19 protein-coding genes are annotated in these 18916 nt (G+C 74.3%); 10 read left to right on the top strand and 9 right to left on the bottom strand.

Annotation, left to right across the window (positions count from 1 at the left end):
* Positions 1–77 precede the first annotated feature (77 nt).
* From ACY0MR_RS08990 to ACY0MR_RS08970, 5 genes are all read right to left on the bottom strand, one after another.
* Positions 78–2324, bottom strand: a complete 2247-nt coding sequence (locus ACY0MR_RS08990) for a hypothetical protein (RefSeq protein ID WP_473560173.1) — start codon at positions 2322–2324, stop codon at positions 78–80.
* A 158-nt stretch (positions 2325–2482) separates the two neighbouring features.
* Positions 2483–2881 carry a hypothetical protein gene (locus ACY0MR_RS08985; RefSeq protein ID WP_361860967.1) on the bottom strand — a complete coding sequence of 133 codons (399 nt, stop codon included), beginning with the start codon at positions 2879–2881 and terminating at the stop codon, positions 2483–2485.
* Between the two features lie 156 nt (positions 2882–3037).
* Positions 3038–3823 (bottom strand): SDR family NAD(P)-dependent oxidoreductase, encoded by a 786-nt coding sequence (locus ACY0MR_RS08980; protein WP_388803018.1) that lies wholly within the window; start codon positions 3821–3823, stop codon positions 3038–3040.
* A gap of 84 nt (positions 3824–3907) precedes the next feature.
* On the bottom strand, positions 3908–4087 hold the full coding sequence (locus ACY0MR_RS08975; protein ID WP_473560170.1) for a DUF397 domain-containing protein: 180 nt from the start codon (positions 4085–4087) through the stop codon (positions 3908–3910).
* A complete protein-coding gene (locus ACY0MR_RS08970) occupies positions 4084–4917 on the bottom strand; it encodes a helix-turn-helix domain-containing protein (protein WP_473560168.1) in 834 nt (277 codons plus the stop codon). The genes ACY0MR_RS08975 and ACY0MR_RS08970 overlap by 4 nt, the downstream gene beginning before the upstream one ends.
* A gap of 149 nt (positions 4918–5066) precedes the next feature.
* Between ACY0MR_RS08970 and ACY0MR_RS08965 the strand changes: the two genes are divergently transcribed.
* A complete protein-coding gene (locus ACY0MR_RS08965; protein WP_388803009.1) occupies positions 5067–5504 on the top strand; it encodes an ATP-binding protein in 438 nt (145 codons plus the stop codon).
* A 46-nt stretch (positions 5505–5550) separates the two neighbouring features.
* Here the strand turns inward: ACY0MR_RS08965 and fusA are convergent, their stop codons facing one another.
* Positions 5551–7575 (bottom strand): elongation factor G, encoded by a 2025-nt coding sequence (gene fusA / locus ACY0MR_RS08960; RefSeq protein WP_473560166.1) that lies wholly within the window; start codon positions 7573–7575, stop codon positions 5551–5553.
* Positions 7576–8222: 647 nt separating this feature from the next.
* Between fusA and ACY0MR_RS08955 the strand changes: the two genes are divergently transcribed.
* Entirely contained in the window at positions 8223–8687 is a 465-nt protein-coding gene (locus ACY0MR_RS08955) for a DUF6232 family protein (RefSeq protein ID WP_388803003.1), read from the top strand.
* Positions 8684–9025, top strand: coding sequence for a hypothetical protein (locus tag ACY0MR_RS08950; RefSeq protein ID WP_392864866.1), 342 nt, complete (start codon positions 8684–8686; stop codon positions 9023–9025). The genes ACY0MR_RS08955 and ACY0MR_RS08950 overlap by 4 nt, the downstream gene beginning before the upstream one ends.
* Positions 9026–9055: 30 nt before the next feature.
* Here ACY0MR_RS08950 and ACY0MR_RS08945 read toward each other — a convergent pair whose 3' ends face one another.
* A complete protein-coding gene (locus tag ACY0MR_RS08945; protein ID WP_361854766.1) occupies positions 9056–9460 on the bottom strand; it encodes a VOC family protein in 405 nt (134 codons plus the stop codon).
* A gap of 261 nt (positions 9461–9721) precedes the next feature.
* On the opposite strand from ACY0MR_RS08945, the gene ACY0MR_RS08940 reads away from it, so the two are divergent.
* The 4 genes from ACY0MR_RS08940 to ACY0MR_RS08925 all read left to right on the top strand — a co-directional run bounded on the left by ACY0MR_RS08940 (position 9722) and on the right by ACY0MR_RS08925 (position 13267).
* Positions 9722–10363 carry a nucleoside/nucleotide kinase family protein gene (locus tag ACY0MR_RS08940; RefSeq protein ID WP_392864863.1) on the top strand — a complete coding sequence of 214 codons (642 nt, stop codon included), beginning with the start codon at positions 9722–9724 and terminating at the stop codon, positions 10361–10363.
* Positions 10364–10407: 44 nt separating this feature from the next.
* Complete coding sequence (locus ACY0MR_RS08935) at positions 10408–10941, top strand: tetratricopeptide repeat protein (RefSeq protein WP_473560163.1); 534 nt, start codon at positions 10408–10410, stop codon at positions 10939–10941.
* A gap of 125 nt (positions 10942–11066) precedes the next feature.
* The gene (locus ACY0MR_RS08930) at positions 11067–12026 is read left to right on the top strand and encodes a DUF1444 domain-containing protein (protein WP_404082144.1); all 960 of its coding nucleotides are present in this window, start codon (positions 11067–11069) and stop codon (positions 12024–12026) included.
* 77 nt (positions 12027–12103) lie between these two features.
* Positions 12104–13267 carry a M24 family metallopeptidase gene (locus ACY0MR_RS08925; protein WP_473560161.1) on the top strand — a complete coding sequence of 388 codons (1164 nt, stop codon included), beginning with the start codon at positions 12104–12106 and terminating at the stop codon, positions 13265–13267.
* Positions 13268–13297: 30 nt separating this feature from the next.
* Here the strand turns inward: ACY0MR_RS08925 and treZ are convergent, their stop codons facing one another.
* Both treZ and ACY0MR_RS08915 read right to left on the bottom strand, forming a co-directional pair.
* Positions 13298–15049, bottom strand: coding sequence for a malto-oligosyltrehalose trehalohydrolase (gene treZ / locus ACY0MR_RS08920; protein ID WP_388802982.1), 1752 nt, complete (start codon positions 15047–15049; stop codon positions 13298–13300).
* 61 nt (positions 15050–15110) lie between these two features.
* Positions 15111–16121 (bottom strand): GNAT family N-acetyltransferase, encoded by a 1011-nt coding sequence (locus ACY0MR_RS08915; protein ID WP_473561748.1) that lies wholly within the window; start codon positions 16119–16121, stop codon positions 15111–15113.
* Between the two features lie 173 nt (positions 16122–16294).
* Here ACY0MR_RS08915 and ACY0MR_RS08910 point away from each other — a divergent pair, with 173 nt between their 5' ends.
* The 3 genes from ACY0MR_RS08910 to ACY0MR_RS08900 all read left to right on the top strand — a co-directional run bounded on the left by ACY0MR_RS08910 (position 16295) and on the right by ACY0MR_RS08900 (position 18911).
* The gene (locus ACY0MR_RS08910) at positions 16295–16843 is read left to right on the top strand and encodes a DUF1707 and FHA domain-containing protein (RefSeq protein WP_361854784.1); all 549 of its coding nucleotides are present in this window, start codon (positions 16295–16297) and stop codon (positions 16841–16843) included.
* 354 nt (positions 16844–17197) lie between these two features.
* A complete protein-coding gene (locus ACY0MR_RS08905; protein WP_473560158.1) occupies positions 17198–18334 on the top strand; it encodes a cytochrome P450 in 1137 nt (378 codons plus the stop codon).
* Between the two features lie 88 nt (positions 18335–18422).
* Positions 18423–18911, top strand: coding sequence for a hypothetical protein (locus tag ACY0MR_RS08900; protein ID WP_473561746.1), 489 nt, complete (start codon positions 18423–18425; stop codon positions 18909–18911).
* Positions 18912–18916 lie beyond the last annotated feature (5 nt).

Below are 18916 nucleotides of genomic sequence, written 5' to 3'. Positions count from 1 at the left end.
TCCTTCCACTTCCTCGGGGCGTTCCGCCCTCTCGGACGGGGCGGTTCGAACGGTCGGGTCGTGCCCGGTCGTCCGTGTCAGGTCGTACGGGCCAGCGCGTCACGCAGCAGGGCGGCGTTCCGCGACGGCCGTTCGCGGTCCTCCGCCCAGGCCCCCAGCCACCACAGCAGCCGCTCGCGGTGGGGTTTCGAGGTCCGGGAGACGTCCCACAGGAGGCGGTTCAGCGCTTCGAGGGCGGACCGGCCGCCGCGGTCGGCGTGGACGTCGATCCACTCCCGCAGTGCGGCGAGTGCCCGGTCCCGCAGCGGCGGGCAGGCCAGCGCACGCGCCCACAACTCCGCCATCCGCTCCTCGTGCGCGGGGAGGGCGCTGAGCAGCAGGGGGACGCCGGACACGCCCTCCGCCGGTCCGCCGGCCACCGGTTCGTACGGGCGGCCCGTGGCGAAGAGGAAGGCCGACAGCGACTTGACGACCATGGGGGAGCGGTCCTGCGGCCCGGACCAGTCCAGGTAGGCGTCGAGCAGCTCCGCCGCCCGCCCCTGGTGGGCGAGGCGGACCCCGCCCCAGGCCACGGACGGCAGGGTGCCCCAGTCGTCGTCGCGGTCGAGTGCGTCGTGCAGGACTGCCACGGCCCGTGCGGGAGCCGCCCGGCCGAGGAGCCCGCCCGCCGTGTTGGCCGCGGTCCCGGCGAGCCGCCGCTGGCGGACCGAACTGCCGCCGCGCGCCCAGCCGTGCAGCAGTTCCCACACGGCCTCGGTCGAGTCCTCCCGGCTTCCCGCCACGCCGAGCGCGGTCGCGGCGGCCTGGCGGAGCTGCCAGGAGTCGGCGGAGGCCCAGGCGGTCAGGAAGCGGTGCACCGCGTAGTGGTGGTCGGCCCAGGCGAGGATCCCGGCGGCGACGGCGGCCCGGGCGCGGACCTCCAGGTCGTGGTGGTCGAGGAGGCGGCGCAGCCAGCTGAGGAGGGCTTCGCGCCAGCCGTCGAGTCCGGTCCAGGCGTAGACCAGGACGACCTGGGCCAGCAGCGGGTTCCGGAAGCGGACCCGCGGCGGACCCGAGGCGTCGGCGTCGAGGCGTATCCACTGCTGCTCGTCGCCGAGCCGGTCCCTGAACCGTACGTCCGGCGGGGCGGGTTCGGGGGTCGCGAGCGCCGCCCGGAGGCGTACGGCCGCCTCGGCGACGGTGAGGTAGCCGCTGTCCTCCAGGACGGCGGCGGCGAGCGCGAACGCCACCGCCTCCGGGTTCCGGTGCCGGTCGAACCAGGCCCGCACCTGGTCGCTCGGGTCGCGCAGCGCGGCCGCTGCCGCCACCACGTCCCGGCCGGCGGAGAGGTCGGCGGCGAGGCGCGCGGCGTGCCGTGCGGCGGGCATCTCCCGCAGCGTGTCGGCGACGCCGCCGGAGGCGAGCGTCGCCCGCAGCCGGGCGCGGGCCTCCGGTGAGCCGCCGTGCCCGAGCACCCGCCGTTCGAGGACGGCCAGCGGGTCCACGGGCGTCAGCGCGTGCACGGCCACCGACTCGGTGCCGTCGGCCCGGACGGTGACCGCGAGGTCCTGGCCGCCGGTCAGGACCAGGTGGCACCCGTGGTGGCGCAGCGCCGCCACGACCGCCGGGAGCCTGCGGGGGAGCGCCTCGAAGTCCCGTGCGCCGGCCCGGCCGTCCTCGACGGTGAGCAGGTATCCGCTGTCCTTGACGGGGGGTTCCCAGTCGGGGGCGAGGACGGCCGCCGGGTCGAGGAGGCGGTGGCAGACGCCGCCGCCGTCGGCGCCGCCCAGCGCGAGGGCCTCGGCGAGCAGGTTGACGGCGGTGGCCTCCCGGCCGCTGCCGGACGGCCCGGTCAGCACCAGGAGCCGATGCTCGCTCAGCGCCGACAGCGCGGAGGCGTACCCCGCGGGCTGGACGAACAGCTCGGTGTGGTCGACGAGTTCGGCGGCCCCGAGCGGCACGGTCCCGCCGCCGCGGTGGCCGGCCCGCGCATGCCGCTCGCCTCCGGCGTTGAATCCGCCGCCGAAGCTGACGGTGTCGTTGAAGAGCGCCAGGGTGCCGATCCGGGTGCCGGAGGCGTCGTCGTTCAGTCGCCGCGCGATCAGGTCCGCGATGGCGCCGGCGCGCTGCGCGTCGGACCGCTCGGCGTCGTCCGCGGCGGTTCCCTCCTGGAGGGAGCGCATGGCCGCGTCCGCGCTGACGGGTCCGTCCTGCTCCGGGCCGTCCCCGCGGGAACCGCCCTCCGGCGCGCCCGTGGCGTCGGGCGGGGAGGCCGGGGCGGGGGAGGCCTCGGAGCGGTCGGTCGGACCGCCGGCCGACGGCTCGGCGGTGGGTTCCTCGCTCATGGCACAGGTCTTCCGGGGTGGTTCGGCGAAGAGGCGGGAGCGGCACGGCCGCCCCCCCTTGGTCGGGGACGCGCCCTCCCCGACCGGCGGGGAGGTGCGGCGGTCCTCGGCGACCGGGGACGTGCGGGTCCCCGGCTACCGAGGACGTGGGAACGTCGTCAGGAGACGTTCCAGTCGCCCTGGATCTCGACCTTCTCGTTGAAGACCTGGGCGTTCTTGATCAGCGCCGCGCTGACCTGCGGGCCGCCGCGCCCGGAGGCGGCGACGGCCTCGTCGACGAGCCGCCGCATGTCGCCCTCGAAGTCCCGGTCGCGCAGCATGTGCGCCGAGAGCATCCGTTCCAGGTCCTGTCGGCCGGATTCGTCGTCCGGCGTGTCGGTCACCCGCTCCAGCGCGGCCTCGGCGTCGCCGTCGCCCCGGAACCTCTCCCTGATCCGGGCGACCAGCCGGGCCCCGCCGGTCCAGCCGCTCCGCCCCGCCTCCTGCCCCGTGGCCTCCAAAGCGCCCTTGACCACGAGCGCCACGCCCGCAGCCGCGATGGCCGTCAGTGGCTCCATGTGTTCCCCCGGTTGTTCCGTGCACTCACCCGCAAACAGGTGAGGCCATTCAAGTACTCACCGTGAGGGGCGCCAGGGTTTCCGTGAACTATGACTGAAATCCGACGTCCCTCAGGGGCGGGAGGTGGCCGGATCTCGTACGGGGCGGGGGAGCCGTCAGTGCACGGAGAAGCCGCCGTCGACGAAGAGGGACTGCCCCGTGACGTACGCGGAGGACGCGCTCGCCAGGAACACGGCCGCGCCCGCGAAGTCCTCGGCGAGACCGTTGCGGCCGACGAGCGTCCGGGCGGCCAGGGCGGCCACCTTGTCGGGGTCGGCGGCAAGGCGCGCGTTGAGCGGGGTCAGCACGACGCCGGGCACCAGCGTGTTGGCCGTGACGCCGTACGGGGACCAGGCCTCGGCCTGCGAGCGGGCCAGCGACTCCAGGCCGCCCTTGGACACCCCGTACGCCCCGCTCTGCACGAAGGCGCGGTGCGCCTGCTGGGAGGTGATGTGGATGATCCGGCCGAAGCCGCGCTCGGCCATGCCGGGACCGAAGCGCTGGCCGAGGAGGAACGGGGCCTCCAGGTTCACCGTCATCGTCGTGTCCCACACGTCCTCGCCGAGCTCGCCCAGCGGGGGACGGAGGTTGACGCCGGCGGAGTTGACGAGGATGTCGGGTTCGCCGAAGACCGCCGCGGCCTGCTCCGCGCCGGCCTTGATCCCCTCGCGCGTGCCCAGATCCGCGCTCACCCATGCGGCCCGGCAGCCGTCGGCGGTCAGCTCGTCGACGGCGGTGGCCAGATCTGCCTCCTTGCGCGCCACGACGACCACCCGGGCGCCGGCCCGGGCCAGGGCCCCCGCGACGGCCCGCCCGATGCCGGAGCTGCCGCCGGTGACGATCGCGGTGCGGCCGTCGAGGGAGAAGAGGTCGGCGAGGTACCCGCCGGGCGTCGTGCTCATCTGGTCCGTGCTCCTCGCGTCGTGCGTGCACCGGCCCGTCCGCGTGCGGTGGAGGGCAGGTACACGCATCCTGTCAGACGCGGGTCAGCCCAGGTCGGCGACGAACTCCGTCCAGGTGGCGGGGGAGACGACGAGCTGCGGCCCGGCGGGGTTCTTGGAGTCACGGACGTGCACGGCGGAGGGGCGGGTGGCGACCTCGACGCAGTTGCCGCCGTCACCGGTGCTGTAGCTGCTCTTGAACCAGGCCAGTTCAGTGGTGCTCATAGTGCTCCTCGGATCTCCCGCAACAGGCTCACGGTCGCCTCTACGGACAGAGCCTGTGCCCGCATCCTGGCATACCGCTGCTGGAGAATGCTGACCTCTTTGGACTCGGAGGCGAGCTGGCCGGTGCCCTGGCCTTCGCTATACGCGTACCAGGCGTTTTCCCTGGTCTCCAGGAGGCACAACGGCCCATCGAGCCCAGCGTGGTGTCCGCGTGACAGCGACATGATCTGGATGTCGACGTTGCGTCGCTCGCTGAGTTCGATGATGTGATCGATCTGCTCCCGCATGACTTCTGGGGTGGCCACTCGGCGGCGCAGAGCGTGCTCTTCGACGATGAAGCTGAAGACCGTCTCGGGGCATTCCGTGAGGATGTGCGTGCGCTCGATCCGGGCGACGAGGCTCGACTCGATCTTGTCATCGTTCATCGTCGGCAGTTGCTTCTCGAAGAGCGTTCGAGCGTACCTGCTCGTCTGGAGAAGCCCTGGCGCGATCCGAGGTTCGTAGGTGTACAGCGTCACTGCCAGGGGTTCGAGTTCTGCCCAGCGCTCGAACCACTTCGCGAGTCCCGCCTTGCGCGTCAGATGCTTCGCTGCCGCCTTGAGGGCACCGAATCCGTCGAGTACGTCCTCAGCCCGCTCCACGAACTCCTTGGACGGCAGCCGTCTGCCCTGCTCGATCGAGGCGATCGTCGGAACGGAGTAGCCCACCCGCGGAGCGAACTGTTCCTGCGTCAGCCCCGCGCGTCTGCGGAACACCTTGACCACTTCCCCGAAAGCCCTCAGGCTCTCCGACGTCTCGGGTTCGCTTCCCTTCGGAGCCCCGTCCGTCACCCCGCCACCTCCCGCACCCGTGCGCTCGCGTTGAACGAACCCATGCTCACGGGTAGTTACCGGTACCGTCCAGAGCGTGAACCCGTACGCCGCGCAGCGTACGGGTTCCTGAGCTGGTGACTGTGCCCGGCCGTCGCCACATTGGCCCCATGACCACCCCCGCGACCCGCCAAGCCGCCGTCACCGTACGTGTGTTCACCCAGCGCTTCAGCTCGACCCCGCGCGGAGCGCGCCTCGCGCGTCGGCTCGCCCTCCACCAGCTCGACCGGTGGCGCGTCCCCTACGGCTCCGAGACCTCCGACACCGTCGCCCTGCTCGTCGCCGAGCTCGCCGCCAACGCCGTCACCCACGGCCGCGTGCCCGGGCGGGACTTCGAGCTGACGCTCTCGTACACCCCCGGGCTGCTGCTGCGGATCGACGTCTCCGACACCCGGGGCGAGCGGCGGCCCGCCGCCACCGCCCCGGTGGCCCTCGACGAGGGCGGCCGCGGGCTGCTGCTCGTCGAGGCGCTGGCCTCCCGGTGGTCGGTGCTCGACCGTGTACCGGTCGGGAAGACCGTACGGGCCGAGCTCGACCTCGGCTCCTGACCGGGTGTCCGGCCCGTGGGGTCGCCACGGGCCGGACACCCCGCACTCAGCCGGTCCGGCCGCCCGGCGCCGGGGCGTAGCCCGCCGGGCGGGTCGTGAAGGTGCCCCGGCCCTGGGTGCGGCCGCGCAGGCGGGACGCGTAGCCGAAGAGCTCGGCCAGCGGCACCGTCGCCGCCACCACGGCCGTGCCCCCGCGGGTCGTCTGGTCCGTGACCCGGCCGCGGCGGGCCGCGAGGTCGCCGAGGACCGAGCCGACGGACTCCGCGGGGACGGTGACCGTCACGTCGGCCACCGGCTCCAGGAGCGTCATGACGCTCGCGCGGAGCGCCTCCCGCAGCGCGAACCTGCCCGCCGTGCGGAACGCCATCTCCGAGGAGTCCTTCGGATGCGTCGAGCCGTCCGTGAGCGTGACCCGGACGCCCGTCACCGGATGGCCGCCGAGGGGGCCCTCCAGGAGGGCGTCCCGGCAGCCGGCCTCGACCGCGCGGACGTACTCCTGCGGGACCCGGCCGCCCGTGACCGTCGACGCGAACGCGAACTCCGCGTCCTGCGCGTCCGCGAGCGGCTCGACGTCGATGACGACGTGGGCGAACTGGCCCGCGCCGCCGTCCTGTTTGACGTGGCGGTGGAGCAGGCCGGTGACGCCCTTCGCCACCGTCTCCCGGTACGCGACCTGGGGACGGCCGACGGCGACCTCCAGGCCCCGGTCCCGCCGCAGCTTCTCCACCGCGACCTCCAGGTGCAGTTCGCCCAGACCCGACAGGACGGTCTGGCCCGTCTCCGGGTCGGAGCGCACGACGAGCGACGGGTCCTCCTCGGAGAGCCGGGCGAGGGCCGTCGCCAGACGGCCGGTGTCCGTGCTCCGGCGCGCCTCGACCGCGACCGAGACCACCGGGTCGGCGGTCGTCGGCGGTTCGAGGACGATCGGCGCGTCCCGGGCGCACAGGGTCGCCCCGGCGCGGGCGCCCTTCGGTCCCACGACGGCGACGATGTCCCCGGCGCGCGCCGTGTCGACCTCGGTCGCCCGGTCCGCCTGGACCCGGAGGATGCGGGCGATCCGCTCGGTGCGTCCGCCGACGGTGTCGAGCACGGTGTCCCCCTTTCCGATCGTGCCCGCGTAGACGCGGACGTAGGTCATCCGGCCGGTGGCCGTCGCGTTCACCTTGAACGCGAGTGCGGTGAACGGCGCCTCCGGGTCCGCCGGCACCTCCCCGCGGACCGGAGGCATGTCCGAGGGCGCCGGGAGGTAGGCGACCACGGCGTCGAGCAGCGGCTCGACCCCGCGGTTGCGGTAGGCCGAGCCGCACAGGACGACGACGGCCTCGCCCGTGAGGGTCAGGTCGCGGAGCGCACCCGTGAGGGTGTCCGCCGAGAGCGCGTCCTCGCCGCAGAACTCCTCCAGGGCGCCCGGATGCAGCTCCGCGACGGTCTCCTCCAGGTGCCGCCTCCGCCGCCGGGCCTCGTCCCCGAGGTCGTCGGGGACCGGCAGGTCGGTGTACGTGTCGGCGCCGTCGGCCCACACGTACGCCCGCATCCTGACCAGGTCCACGACGCCCGTGAAGCCGTCCTCGCGGCCGACGGGGAGCTGGACGGGCAACGGGACGGTGCCGAGTCGGGTCCGGATCGACTCCACGGCGCCGTCGAGGTCCGCGCCGGCGCGGTCCAGCTTGTTGACGAACGCGATGCGGGGGACGCCGTGCCGGTCGGCCTGCCGCCACACCGTCTCGCTCTGCGGCTCGACGCCCGCGACGGCGTCGAAGACGGCGACCGCGCCGTCGAGGACGCGCAGCGAGCGCTCGACCTCGTCGGAGAAGTCGACGTGCCCGGGCGTGTCGATCAGGTTGACCCGGTGCCCGGCCCAGTCGCAGCTGACGGCCGCGGCGAAGATCGTGATGCCGCGGTCCCGCTCCTGCGGGTCGAAGTCGGTGACGGTGGTGCCGTCGTGGACCTCGCCGCGCCGGTGGGTGGCGCCGGTGAGGTACAGGATCCGCTCGGTGACGGTGGTCTTGCCGGCGTCGACGTGGGCCAGGATGCCGAGGTTTCGGACGCGGTCGACGGGGTGGGTACGCACGGTGTCGTGCCTTTCGCTGCTGCTGGAACGTGACAGGGCAGCGCGATTCCCGTACGCGGGCCGTCAGGAGGACGGAGGGGGCGTCACGGGGCGGCGATGGCGGGCGCGCAGCCGCCACCGGCCGGAGGGAGAGGCGAGGATCACGTCGTACCGGGCACGGGCGGACGACACGGCGGCGGCGTTGTGGCGGCGCACGGTCGTCTCCCCTCGGTCGGACGTCGGGCGGCGCATCGGTCGGTGCGCCGCGAGACGTGAGTGTAGGGAGGCGGGCGGGCGGCGCGACAGTGGTTTTCCCGGAGCCCGCGGAACGGCGACCGGAGAGCGGTCCATGATGCTGATGAACAGTCAACTCTCGGCCAGAGCCGTCTGATTGGCCGTATCTCCTCTGCCTCGTGACGCGCCCCGGGCGCTTAATGGTGCTCCCGCACGGTGCGGGTGTGAGTGACGAGGGCACGGGGGGGCGACCTATGGCTGTCGCAGGAAGCGCGGAGGGTCCGCCGCCCACACCGCCCTCCGGTCCACCGCCGGCACCGCCGCCGGGTCCGCCGTCCGGTCCGCCGCCGGGTCCGCCGCCCGCTCCGCCGCCGGACTCGCCGGAGCTGGACCTCCGCAACCGACGCGTCCTGCGCCTCTTCGTCAGTCGCCGGATGCTCTGGGTGGGTACCGCGGCCTTCCCGCTGCACAACATCACCCGCGTCGAGGCGTACAAGCAACAGCCCGACCGGGGTGCGGCCGTCCTGCGCTTCCTCAGATGGTTCGCCGCGGCCGTGGTGGTCTACGCCGTGGTCAGTGCGGGCGGCAGGTTCAGTCCAGGGGAGGGCAACCCGTTCGTGATCCTCGTCCTGATCGTGGTGGCCGTCTATCTCCTCAGGGAGTTGTTCGAGAAGCCGAAACCGGTGCTGGACATCGAGATGTCCAGCGGTTCCACCGTGTCCGTGACCCTGCCGAGCGTGGACGAACTCCGGCACATCGCCGGACTGATCGCCCGCGCGATCGACAACCCGGCAGCCGAGTTCAGCACGGTCGTCCAGCAGATCACCAACAACACGAACAACTACGGCCCGGTCATCACCATGAACGGCGGCCGGAACAACAGGGGGATCAGCCGGTGAGCGGCGACACGACGAACAACTACGGCCCCGTGGTCCACATGAACGACGGCCAGGGCAACGTCGGCATCAACTACGGCACGGTCGGCGGCGGCGGTGACGACCTGCTTCGCGTCGCCGTCGAGGAGCTCACCCGCCTGCTCCAGGGCCTCCGGCCGCACCTCACCCCGGAGCAGGCGCAGACGGTCGACGAGGCGCTGCCCGAGCTGACCGCCGACCGCGCGGCCCTGCGGCAGCGCGGCCTCGTGCTGGCGTCGGTCGCGCAGATCGCCGCCGCCGTCGGCGCCGTGGGCCAGCCCGTGGTGGACGCCCTGGGCCGGCTGCTCGCACTGCTCGGCTAGGGCGACGAACCCGAGGGGGCGCCCTGCCGGTCAGGCCGGCTGGAGGAGGTCCCAGCGGTTGCCGTACAGGTCCTCGAAGACGGCGACCGAGCCGTAGGGCTCGTGGCGGGGGTCCTCCAGGAAGGTGACGCCCGCCTCCGTCATCCGCGCGTGGTCGCGGGCGAAGTCCTCGGTGTGCAGGAAGAAGCCGACCCGGCCGCCCGTCTGGTTGCCGACCGAGGCCTCCTCGGTGTCGTTCTTCGCACGGGCCAGCAGCAGGCCCACGTTCCCGAGACCGCCGACTCCGCCCGCGCCGGCCGGGCGCACGACGACCCAGCGGTTGCCGTCGCCCCGGTCGGTGTCCTCGACGAGGTCGAACCCGAGGGCGTCGGTGTAGAAGGCGATGGCCTCGTCGTAGTCACGGACGACGAGGGTCACGAGTGCGATGGACGGCATGACCCCAACGTAATACGTGGGAGGTGCAGGAATCTATCCGCGTCGACCCGTGTCGACCCGTGCGCGACCCTTGCCGTGGGAGGGTCCGAACGAGGGTCCGGAGAGGGCCGGGCGAGGGTCGGTGTCAGGGCCGGGGCCCGGGGCCGCCGCCGGACCGGCGGCCCACCTGCGCCGGGCCCGATCGCGGCCCCGGGGACGCCGCCGAGCCGGCCGGAGCCCGGAGGCCGCGGGGCCCGCGGGCGCGGTGGGAGAATGCCCCGCATGGACGCGCAGCAGTTCGACCGCCTCGCCGCCCGGGCGCGGGACCTCGCCGGGCGCCCCGGCGACGGCCGGACCGTCCGCCGCGTCCTCGGCCTCGCCGGCCCGCCCGGCGCCGGGAAGTCCACCCTCGCCGCCCGGCTCGTCGACCGCCTCGACGGGCTCGCCGTCCTCGTCCCCATGGACGGGTTCCACCTCGCCCAGGCCGAACTCGAACGCCTCGGCCGCGCGGCCAGGAAGGGCGCGCCCGACACCTTCGACGCCGCCGGGTACCTCGCGCTCCTCGCCCGCCTGCGCGCCCCCGCGCCCGGCACCACCGTCTACGCCCCCGCCTTCGACCGCACGCTGGAGGAGCCGCTCGCCGGGGCGGTACCCGTCGGCCCGGAGGTCCCGCTCGTCGTCACCGAGGGCAACTACCTCCTCCACGACGAGGGCGACTGGGCCGGCGTCCTGCCGCTCCTCGACGAGGCCTGGTACCTCGACCTGGACGCCCGGCACCGCATCCCCCGGCTCGTCGACCGTCACGTCCGCTTCGGCAAGGACCGCGCCCGAGCCGAGCGCTGGGTCCACGACTCCGACGAGCCGAACGCCCGCCTGGTCGCCCGCGGCCGCGACCGCGCCCACCTCGTCGTCCCGATGACCTGAGACCGGACCCGCATGCCGCGGGCCGCGGTGGATAGGCTGGCGCCATGACCACCCCTCAGGAACTGCCCGACTGGGAGCGGCGCGTCGCCGCCCTGTGGGAGCGGCTCGACGCGTACGAGCCCGCCGACTTCCGCGCCCGGGCCGCCGCCCTCGCCGCCGAGCGACCCGCCGACGACGCGGCCGCCCTCTTCGAGCTGGGCGCCGCCCACGACTCCACCGGGCAGCCGGACGAGGCCGTGCGCCTCTACCGGCAGGCGCTCGACCGGGGCCTCACCGGACTGCGCCGCCGACGGGCCGTCATCCAGCTCGCCAGCAGCCTGCGCAACCTCGGCCGTCCCGACCGCAGCGTGGAGCTGCTCACCGTCGAGCGGGACATCCCCGCCGACCGGCTCGACGCCGACGAGACCGCGCTCTCCGGCGCCGTCGACGCCTTCCTCGCCCTCGCCCTCGCCGACACCGGCCGCGACCGCGAGGCCGCCTCCCTGGCCCTCGGCGCCCTCGCGCCCCTGCTGCCCCGGTACAACCGGTCCCTCGCCCACTACGCGCAGGCCCTCCTCACCGCCCCCGACGGCTCCTGACGCCGGGCCCCCGACCGGCCCGCCGGCCGAACCCGGAAGCCCGCTCGCCGAGTTCACCCGACGGCTCAAGAGCCGACACCCGTAGTCGCTACCCTGTGCGCAACGGCGACGGAAGGCGGGCGGGCGTGGCGTGGTTGCGACGAGGACCCAGGCGGGACGGCGACGACGCACCGAGGGACCCCGGGTTCACGTACTTCTCGCAGCGTGAGGCCGCGCTCTTCCGGGGACGCGTCCGGGAGACCTTCGCCGAGCTGGGCCTGGAGGTCAGCGTCTACGCCGACCACGTCGTCGACGACAAGGGCCGCCGCTTCGGCCTCGGGAACCTCGCCGCCGTCTGCCACCAGGACCGGCGCGGGCCCCGCGTCTGGCCCGGCATGATCAACCGCCACATCGGACTGGTCGTCCGCGCCATGGACGGCCCCTCCGCGCTCGACACCCTGCCGCCCGAGCAGATCCGCTCCCAGCTGTACCCCCGGGTCGTCAGCGGCGACGGCATCGACGCCGCCGCCTTCGGGTACGCGCGGACCGTCGCCCCCGGCCTGTACGAGATCCTCGCCCTCGACCTGCCCGAGAGCGTCATGATGCTCACCGACGAGGCGCTGGAACGGCTCGGCGACCACGCCCAGCTGCGCGACCGGGCCCTGCGCAACCTGCGCGGGCTGCCCGTCGAGGAGCACGAGACCGTCCGCGACGCCGACGGCATGTGCTTCGAGATCATCCTCGGCGACTCCTTCTACACCGCGAGCCGCGTCCTCGACCTGGAGGGTGTGGCCCGGCGGGTCACCGGGCTGCCGCTCGGCGAGCACGGCGCCCTCGTCGCGATGCCCTTCCGGCACCAGCTCGCCTTCCACCCCATCCGCGACACCTCGATCATCCCGGCCCTCGGCGCGATGGCCTCCTTCGCCGCCTCCGGGTACGAGGACACGCCGGGGGCCATCAGCCCGTACGTCTTCTGGTGGCGCGGCGGCACCCTCACCCAGCTCAGCGAGCACGACGAGGAGCGCGGAGACCTGCGGATCGTCGTCGGCGACGACTTCCAGGAACTCCTGGAGCGGCTGATCGCGCAGGGCCCCGACCTTCGCTGAGCGGTCGCGGACGGGGGCCTCCCCCGGCAGGATTGCGGTACGCCGAGGACGCCGCGGACGCCCAGAAGGAGAGCCCGATGCCCAGCAGCCCCGCCCCCGAAGCGGCCGACGAGCGGGGCGACACCCCCGTGCCGTTCACCGCGGACGACTACCGGGCCCGCATGGCCCGCGCCGCCGCGTCCGCCGCCGACGCCGGACTCGCGGGCGTGATCGTCGCCCCCGGCCCCGACCTCGTCTACCTGACCGGGTACCAGCCCACCGCGATCACCGAACGGCTCACCGCCCTCGTCGTCGCCCCCGGCCGGGACCCCGTCCTCGTCGTCCCCACCCTGGAGGCGCCCGACGCCGAGAAGGCAGCCGGAGCCGCCGCGCTCACCCTGCGGGACTGGACCGACGGCAAGGACCCGTACGCCGTCACCGCGCCCCTCCTCGACGCCGACGGCCGGTTCGGCGTCAGCGACAACGCCTGGGCCATGCACCTCCTCGGACTCCAGCAGGCCCTGCCGGGGACCTCGTACGTCTCCCTCACCGAGGCCCTGCCGATGCTCCGCGGCGTCAAGGACGCCCACGAGCTCGCCCGGATCGCGGCCGCCGGAGCCGCCGCCGACCGGGCGTACGGCGAGATCCTCGGGGTCCGCTTCGCCGGCCGCCGGGAGACCGACGTCGCCGCCGACCTGGCCGCCCTGCTGCTGCGCTTCGGGCACTCCCAGGTCGACTTCACGGTCGTCGGCTCGGGCCCCAACGGCGCCAACCCGCACCACGAGGCGGGCGACCGGGTCATCGAGCGCGGCGACATGGTGGTCCTCGACTTCGGCGGCCTCAAGCACGGGTACGGCTCCGACACCACCCGCACCGTCCACGTCGGCGAGCCCACCGACGAGGAGCGGCGGATCCACGACCTCGTCCGGGAGGCCCAGCAGGCCGGTTTCGAGGCCGTACGGCCCGGGGTCGCCTGCCAGGAGGTCGACCGGGCGGCCCGCAAGGTCATCACGGACGCCGGCTACGGCGAGTACTTCATCCACCGCACCGGCCACGGCATCGGCGTCACCACCCACGAACCGCCGTACATGATCGAGGGCGAGGAGCTGCCGATCGTGCCGGGCATGTGCTTCTCCATCGAGCCCGGCGTCTACCTCCCCGGCCGCTTCGGCGTCCGCATCGAGGACATCGTCACGGCGACGGAGGACGGCGGGGGGCGCCGCTTCAACAACACCCCGCACACCATGGCGATCGTGGAGTAGCCGTAGCCGTAGCCGTAGCCGCAGGCCCGGTCAGCCGTCCGTCAGGACGACGGCCGACTCGCCGGGGAGCCGCAGGACCCCGTCCGCCGCCGGGGGCTCGACCGGCTCCCAGGCGGCCAGCACCCGGTCGCGGCCGTTGGTGCCGAGCGGGATCGCGGCCGGCTCCTTGCCCAGGTTGACCGCCACCCGCAGCACACCGCGCCGGAAGACCAGCCAGCGGGCCTCCTCGTCGAAGGCGGCCTTGACCCCCGCCAGGTCCGGGTCCGTCAGGTCCGGCAGGGTGCGGCGGAGCGCGATGAGCTCGCGGTGCCAGGTGAGCAGCCGGCGGTGCGGATCCCGCTCCCGCTCGGACCGGTCGAGGACCGAACGGTCACGGGTGGCGGCCTCCTGCGGGTCGGGCACCTCGTTCTCGTCCCAGCCGTGCTCCGCGAACTCCCGCCGCCTGCCCCGCCGTACGGCCTCCGCCAGCTCCGGGTCGGTGTGGTCGGTGAAGTACTGCCAGGGGGTGGACGCCCCCCACTCCTCGCCCATGAAGAGCATCGGCACCGAGGGCCCGGTGAGGACCAGCGTCGCCGCGCAGGCCAGCAGCCCGGGGGAGAGGGAGGCCGAAAGCCGGTCGCCCAGAGCCCGGTTGCCGATCTGGTCGTGGGTCTGCGCGTACCCGAGGAAACGGTGGGCGGGGGTCCGCTCGCGGTCCACCGGGCGCCCGTGCCGGCGTCCCCGGAACGCCGAGTGGGTGCCGTCGTGGAAGAAGACATGGGTGAGGGTCTTCGCGAGGGCCGCCATCGGGGCGCGCGCGAAGTCCGCGTAGTAGCCCTGGGACTCACCCGTCAGCGCCGTGTGCAGCGAGTGGTGGAAGTCGTCGTTCCACTGGGCGTGGACACCGAGCCCGCCGAGTGCCCGCGGCGTCGTCGTCCGCGGGTCCCCGAGGTCGGACTCGGCGATCAGGAAGTGCGGCCGGCCCTGCTCCCTCGCCAGTTCGTCGACGGCCGCCGAGAGCTCCTCCAGGAAGGTCAGCGCCCGGGTGTCGGCCAGCGCGTGCACCGCGTCCAGCCGCAGCCCGTCCACGCGGTGGTCCCGCAGCCAGGCGAGCGCGCTGCCCCGGAAGTAGGCGCGGACCTCGTCCGAGCCGGGCGCGTCCAGGTTCACCGCCGCGCCCCACGGCGTGTGGTGGGTCTCCGTGAAGTACGGCCCGAAGAAGGGGAGATGGTTGCCGTCGGGGCCGAGGTGGTTGTGCACGACGTCCAGGACGACGCCCATGCCGAGGCCGTGCGCCGTGTCCACGAACCGCTTCAGCGCCTCGGGGCCGCCGTACGGTTCGTGCACCGCCCACGGCGCCACCCCGTCGTACCCCCAGCCCCGCACCCCGGGGAACGGGCACAGCGGCATCAGCTCCACATGGGTGATGCCGAGGCCGGCGAGCTCCCCGAGGCGCGCGGCCGCCGCGTCCAGGGTGCCCTCCGGGGTGTACGTGCCGACGTGCAGCTCGTACAGGACGGCGCCGCGGAGCCGCAGCTTCGGGGACTCGTTCCGCCAGACGTACGCGGAGTGGTCGACGACCGCGCTCAGCCCGTCCGGACCGTCGGGCTGCCGGCGGGAGCGCGGGTCGGGCAGCAGGGGCCCGCCGTCGAGCGCGAAGCCGTACCGGTCGCCGTCCTCGGCGGCGACGACGCCCGTCCACCAGCCCTCCCGCTCGGCGTCCCGCTCCAGGGGGTGCGAGGAGCCGTTCAGCTCCAGCGTCACCCGGTCACGGGCGTTCGGCGCCCACACCTCGAAGAGCACGGGGATCCCCTCGTCGACGGACCGGCCGCGGCACGGCCGGCTACCGCGACCATCCTGGCAGTCAGGACCCCGCCACGCCCGGTGTGTCCCACACGTAGTTGACGGCGCGCTCGAAGGTGACGTAGCCCGCCCGGGCGAACGCGGCCGCCATCGGGACGTTGCCGAGGTCCGTCGCCGCCCGGATCCGCGGGACGTCGGCGGCGGCGAGGACGCGCGTGCCCTCCGCCAGGACGTCGTCGACGTACCCGTGGCCGCGGTGCGCGGGCAGCACGCCGATGTACGCGATCGTGTGGTGGTAGTTGTTCCGCGCGGGCACCACGAAACCGACCGGTTCGCCCGTCCCCGGGAGCTGCGCCACCCGCCACCACTCCCGCGGCGAGGCGTAGTGCGCCAACTCCTCGTCGTAGTGCTGCTCCGCGGCCTCGCGGGCGGAGAGACCGGACGCCAGATCGGCGCGGCCGTGCGCGTCGAGCGTGCCCTCCATGACCGGGGTCATCAGCGTCACCAGGTCCTCGCGGTCCCGCACCGGGCGGAACTCCAGCCGGCCGTCCGGCTCCGGCACGGGGGCGCCGGGGCGCCACTCCAGGCGCAGCCGCTCCACGAGCGGACGGGCGCCCGCCTCCACCAGGACACCGAAGACGGACTCCAGGAGGGAGCGGGTCTCCGGCCGCTCGCGCCAGTCCGCCGGCATGAAGCGGCCGAACTCGGGGGGCCGCGTGCCCGCGGGGACGACGGCGGCGGTGGCGGTCTCCAGGAGCCGCCGGCCGACCTCGGCGCGCGCGGCCTCCGACAGCTCCGGGGCGAGGTCCAGGAAGTCGAGGGCCTGCGGCGGGCCGCCGGCCGCGTTCGTCCACCAGGAGAGCCGGCCGAGGAGCCGGTCGCCGTCGAGGGCGACCCACATCCACCCGGGGACGCGACGGCCGGTGGCGAGGTCGTCGGCGACCTCGTGGTCGAGCGAGTAGGTGAGGCGGAGGAACAGGTCGAGCTCCTCGGGCCCGGCGAGCGGCCGCACGACGAGCCCCGGCAGGAGGGCCGTGCCGTCGGTGGTGCCGGTCGTCCCGGTGCCGCTGATGGTGCTGGTGGTGCTGGTGGTGCTCGAAGGAGACGTGGTCACGTCGTGCTTCCCCCTGGGGAATCGGTGCGGTGGAGACGGCAGACCGTAGCAGCGGGCACCGCCGACGGGGTACGGAGTTTCCGCCGGGACCCTTCTGGACACTGCGGCCCCGGCGGAAGGACAATCAAGAGGTGACGACCCCTTTCGAGCTTCCGGCGAACACCCCTCGGCTGACCGACGCCGAGCGGGACCGCGCGCTGGTGCTGCTCCGTGAGGGCGCCGCCCAGGGCCGCCTCTCGCACGACACGTTCGTCTACCGGATGGAGCGCGCGCTCCAGGCCCGGCGCCCCGACGAACTCGCCCTGCTCACCGCCGACCTGAGGACCGAGGGCACGTGGACCCGCCGGGTGGTGGGCGCGGTCGAGCGGATGTCGGCGTTCACGGCCAGGCTGGGACGCGCCTGGTCCGCGGAGCGGCTGCCGAAGCTGCTGCTGCCCCTGCCGGGCCCGCACCCGCTGCGCATCGGCCGCGATCCGGTCAACGGCCTCCGCCTCAGCCACGAGACGGCCTCCCGGCTGCACGCCGAGCTGTCGATGCAGAGCGGCATGTGGGTGCTCCGCGACCTCGGCTCCACGAACGGCACCACCGTCAACGGACGGCGGGTCACGGGCGCGGTGGTCGTCCGCTCCGGCGACGTGGTCGGCTTCGGCCAGATGTCCTTCCGTCTCTCGCACGGCTAGGCCGTCTCTTTCGGATCTTGCCGGTCAAGCCCGCGTCGTCCGGTGCCGTGCATCGCAAGGCGGAGAGGTACCCGCGTACTGGACGTACCCGGGTATCTCGACAACGCGGCGAGGTGCGGTGCCGGGCGGCGCGGGTCAGGCAAGATCCGGAAGAGACGGCCTAGGCGCCGGCGGCGGCCCTTTCCGGCTGCGCGGCCGAGCCCGCCGAGTCTCCGTCGCCCCGCACGCCGCCCGTCCACGTATCACCCGTTCGGCGGTATGCGGCGGGCGGCGCGGCGCGCGCGGTGGTGGGGTGGGGGGACGCGCGCCACCGTCTTCGGCCGCGGCACCCACCGCCGAACGACAGGGGGCGCGATGAGCCACGAGCAGCACCGCGAGCCGGGCCGGGGCACGGGCGACGACCTGCCGGAGGCACCGCCCGCGGACCCCTGGACCCGCCTGCCGTCCATGGCACCGGCGACGCCCCCGGCCGACGGCCGCGCGACCGCGGGACGGACGGGCGGCGTGCTGCGGACCGGCCCCGCGTCCCTGCCCGGCCGCGTGCCCACCGCGTACCGGACCGCCGGCCCGGCCGGGGCCGGAGTCGTCGCGCCGAGCCCCCTCGACCCCGGTGCCTCGCGGGACCCGCACGGGATCCACCGGACCCTGCGCGAACAGTTCCCGCTCACGTACGACCCGCTGCTGCGGGCCTGGGTCCTCAGCCGGTACGCGGACGTGGCCACCGCCCTGACCGACAGCCGGTTCACCCACGGGCACCGCCCCGGCGACCCGCCCTGCGCCCGGGCCCACGTCGATGTCGACGTGGCGGCCCTGCGCGCGGTCGCCGAGCGGACGGCGTACGTCCTGGCCCGCAGGATCGCCGAGCGCCCGCAGGCCGACCTGGTCGCCGAGTTCTGCCACTGGCTGCCCGCCGGGACCGTCGCCGCCGCCGTCGGGGTGCCCTACCGCGACATGATGCGGCTCGTCCGCGGCCGGGCCGCGGGCGCCCTCGCGGGCGAGTGCGGCGGTCAGATCGCCGTACGGGAGAAGGCCCTCGCCTCCTTCCTCGGCAACGTCCTGTCGGACCCGGACCTGGTGGCCGCCCTCCGCGACGCCCCCGCCGGACTCGTGGGCCGGGCCTGGGCGGAGTCGCTGCGCCGCGACCCGCCCGTGCAGATCGCCGTGCGCCGCACCTCCGCCGAGGTCGCGGTCGGCGGCGGCACCGTCCCCGCGGGCGCCTCCGTGGCCCTGCTGGTCGGCTCGGCCGGCCGCGACCCGGAGCGCTTCCGCGAACCCGACCGCTTCGATCCGTTCCGCGACGACCCGGGCCAACTCACCTACGGCAGCGGCTTCTGCCCGGCCGTGATCCTGGCCGGCCTGGAGGCCGAGTACGCCCTGCGGGCGCTGTTCACGGCCATGCCGCGGCTCCGACTCGCCGACGGCTTCCGGCCCGTGTGGACCGGGCTCATCACCCGGGCACCGCGGAGTCTGATCGTCCGTCCGGGCGGCTGAACGGCACCCCCGACCGCTGCTAGGGTGACGTGCGCTCGTCAAAAAGCGCCATTTCAGTACCACTTCCAACGGGGATTCAAACGTGAAGATGCGTCATGTCCGCGCGATCGCCGTCTTCGGCATCGCGGTCGTCGCCCTGACCGGTGCCCGCGGCTCGCACGGCGGCAGCTGCGGCGGCAGCAGCGGTTCCGGCAGTTCCAGCAGCAGCAACCACAACAGCGACAACGACAGCACCTCCGGCGGCACGTCCGGCGGCTCCCTCCCCGGCGGCTCCAGCAGCGCCGACAAGGCCGTCCGCGACGTGACCATCAACGAGTGCAAGTTCGACCCGGCGACGAAGAACCTCGTCGCCCGGATCACCGTCAAGAACGACAACGCCCTCGACTACGACTACAGCGTCACCATGAAGTTCAAGGGCGACGCGGGCGGCACCGCGATCCCGGCGACCGCGACGAAGACCGCCGTCGCGGTCGCCTCCGGCGCCTCCCAGAGCGTCGAACTGAGCACCGCCTACCCGGGCTCCGGCGACGGTTCCGAGTACACCAAGTGCGAGGTCTCGCGAGCCTCCCGCTCCTGATCCTC

This window comes from Streptomyces sp. JN8 (genome assembly GCF_055808075.1).
Note: the sequence above shows the minus strand (reverse complement) of the source record. Positions and strands in the feature narration are given on the sequence as shown.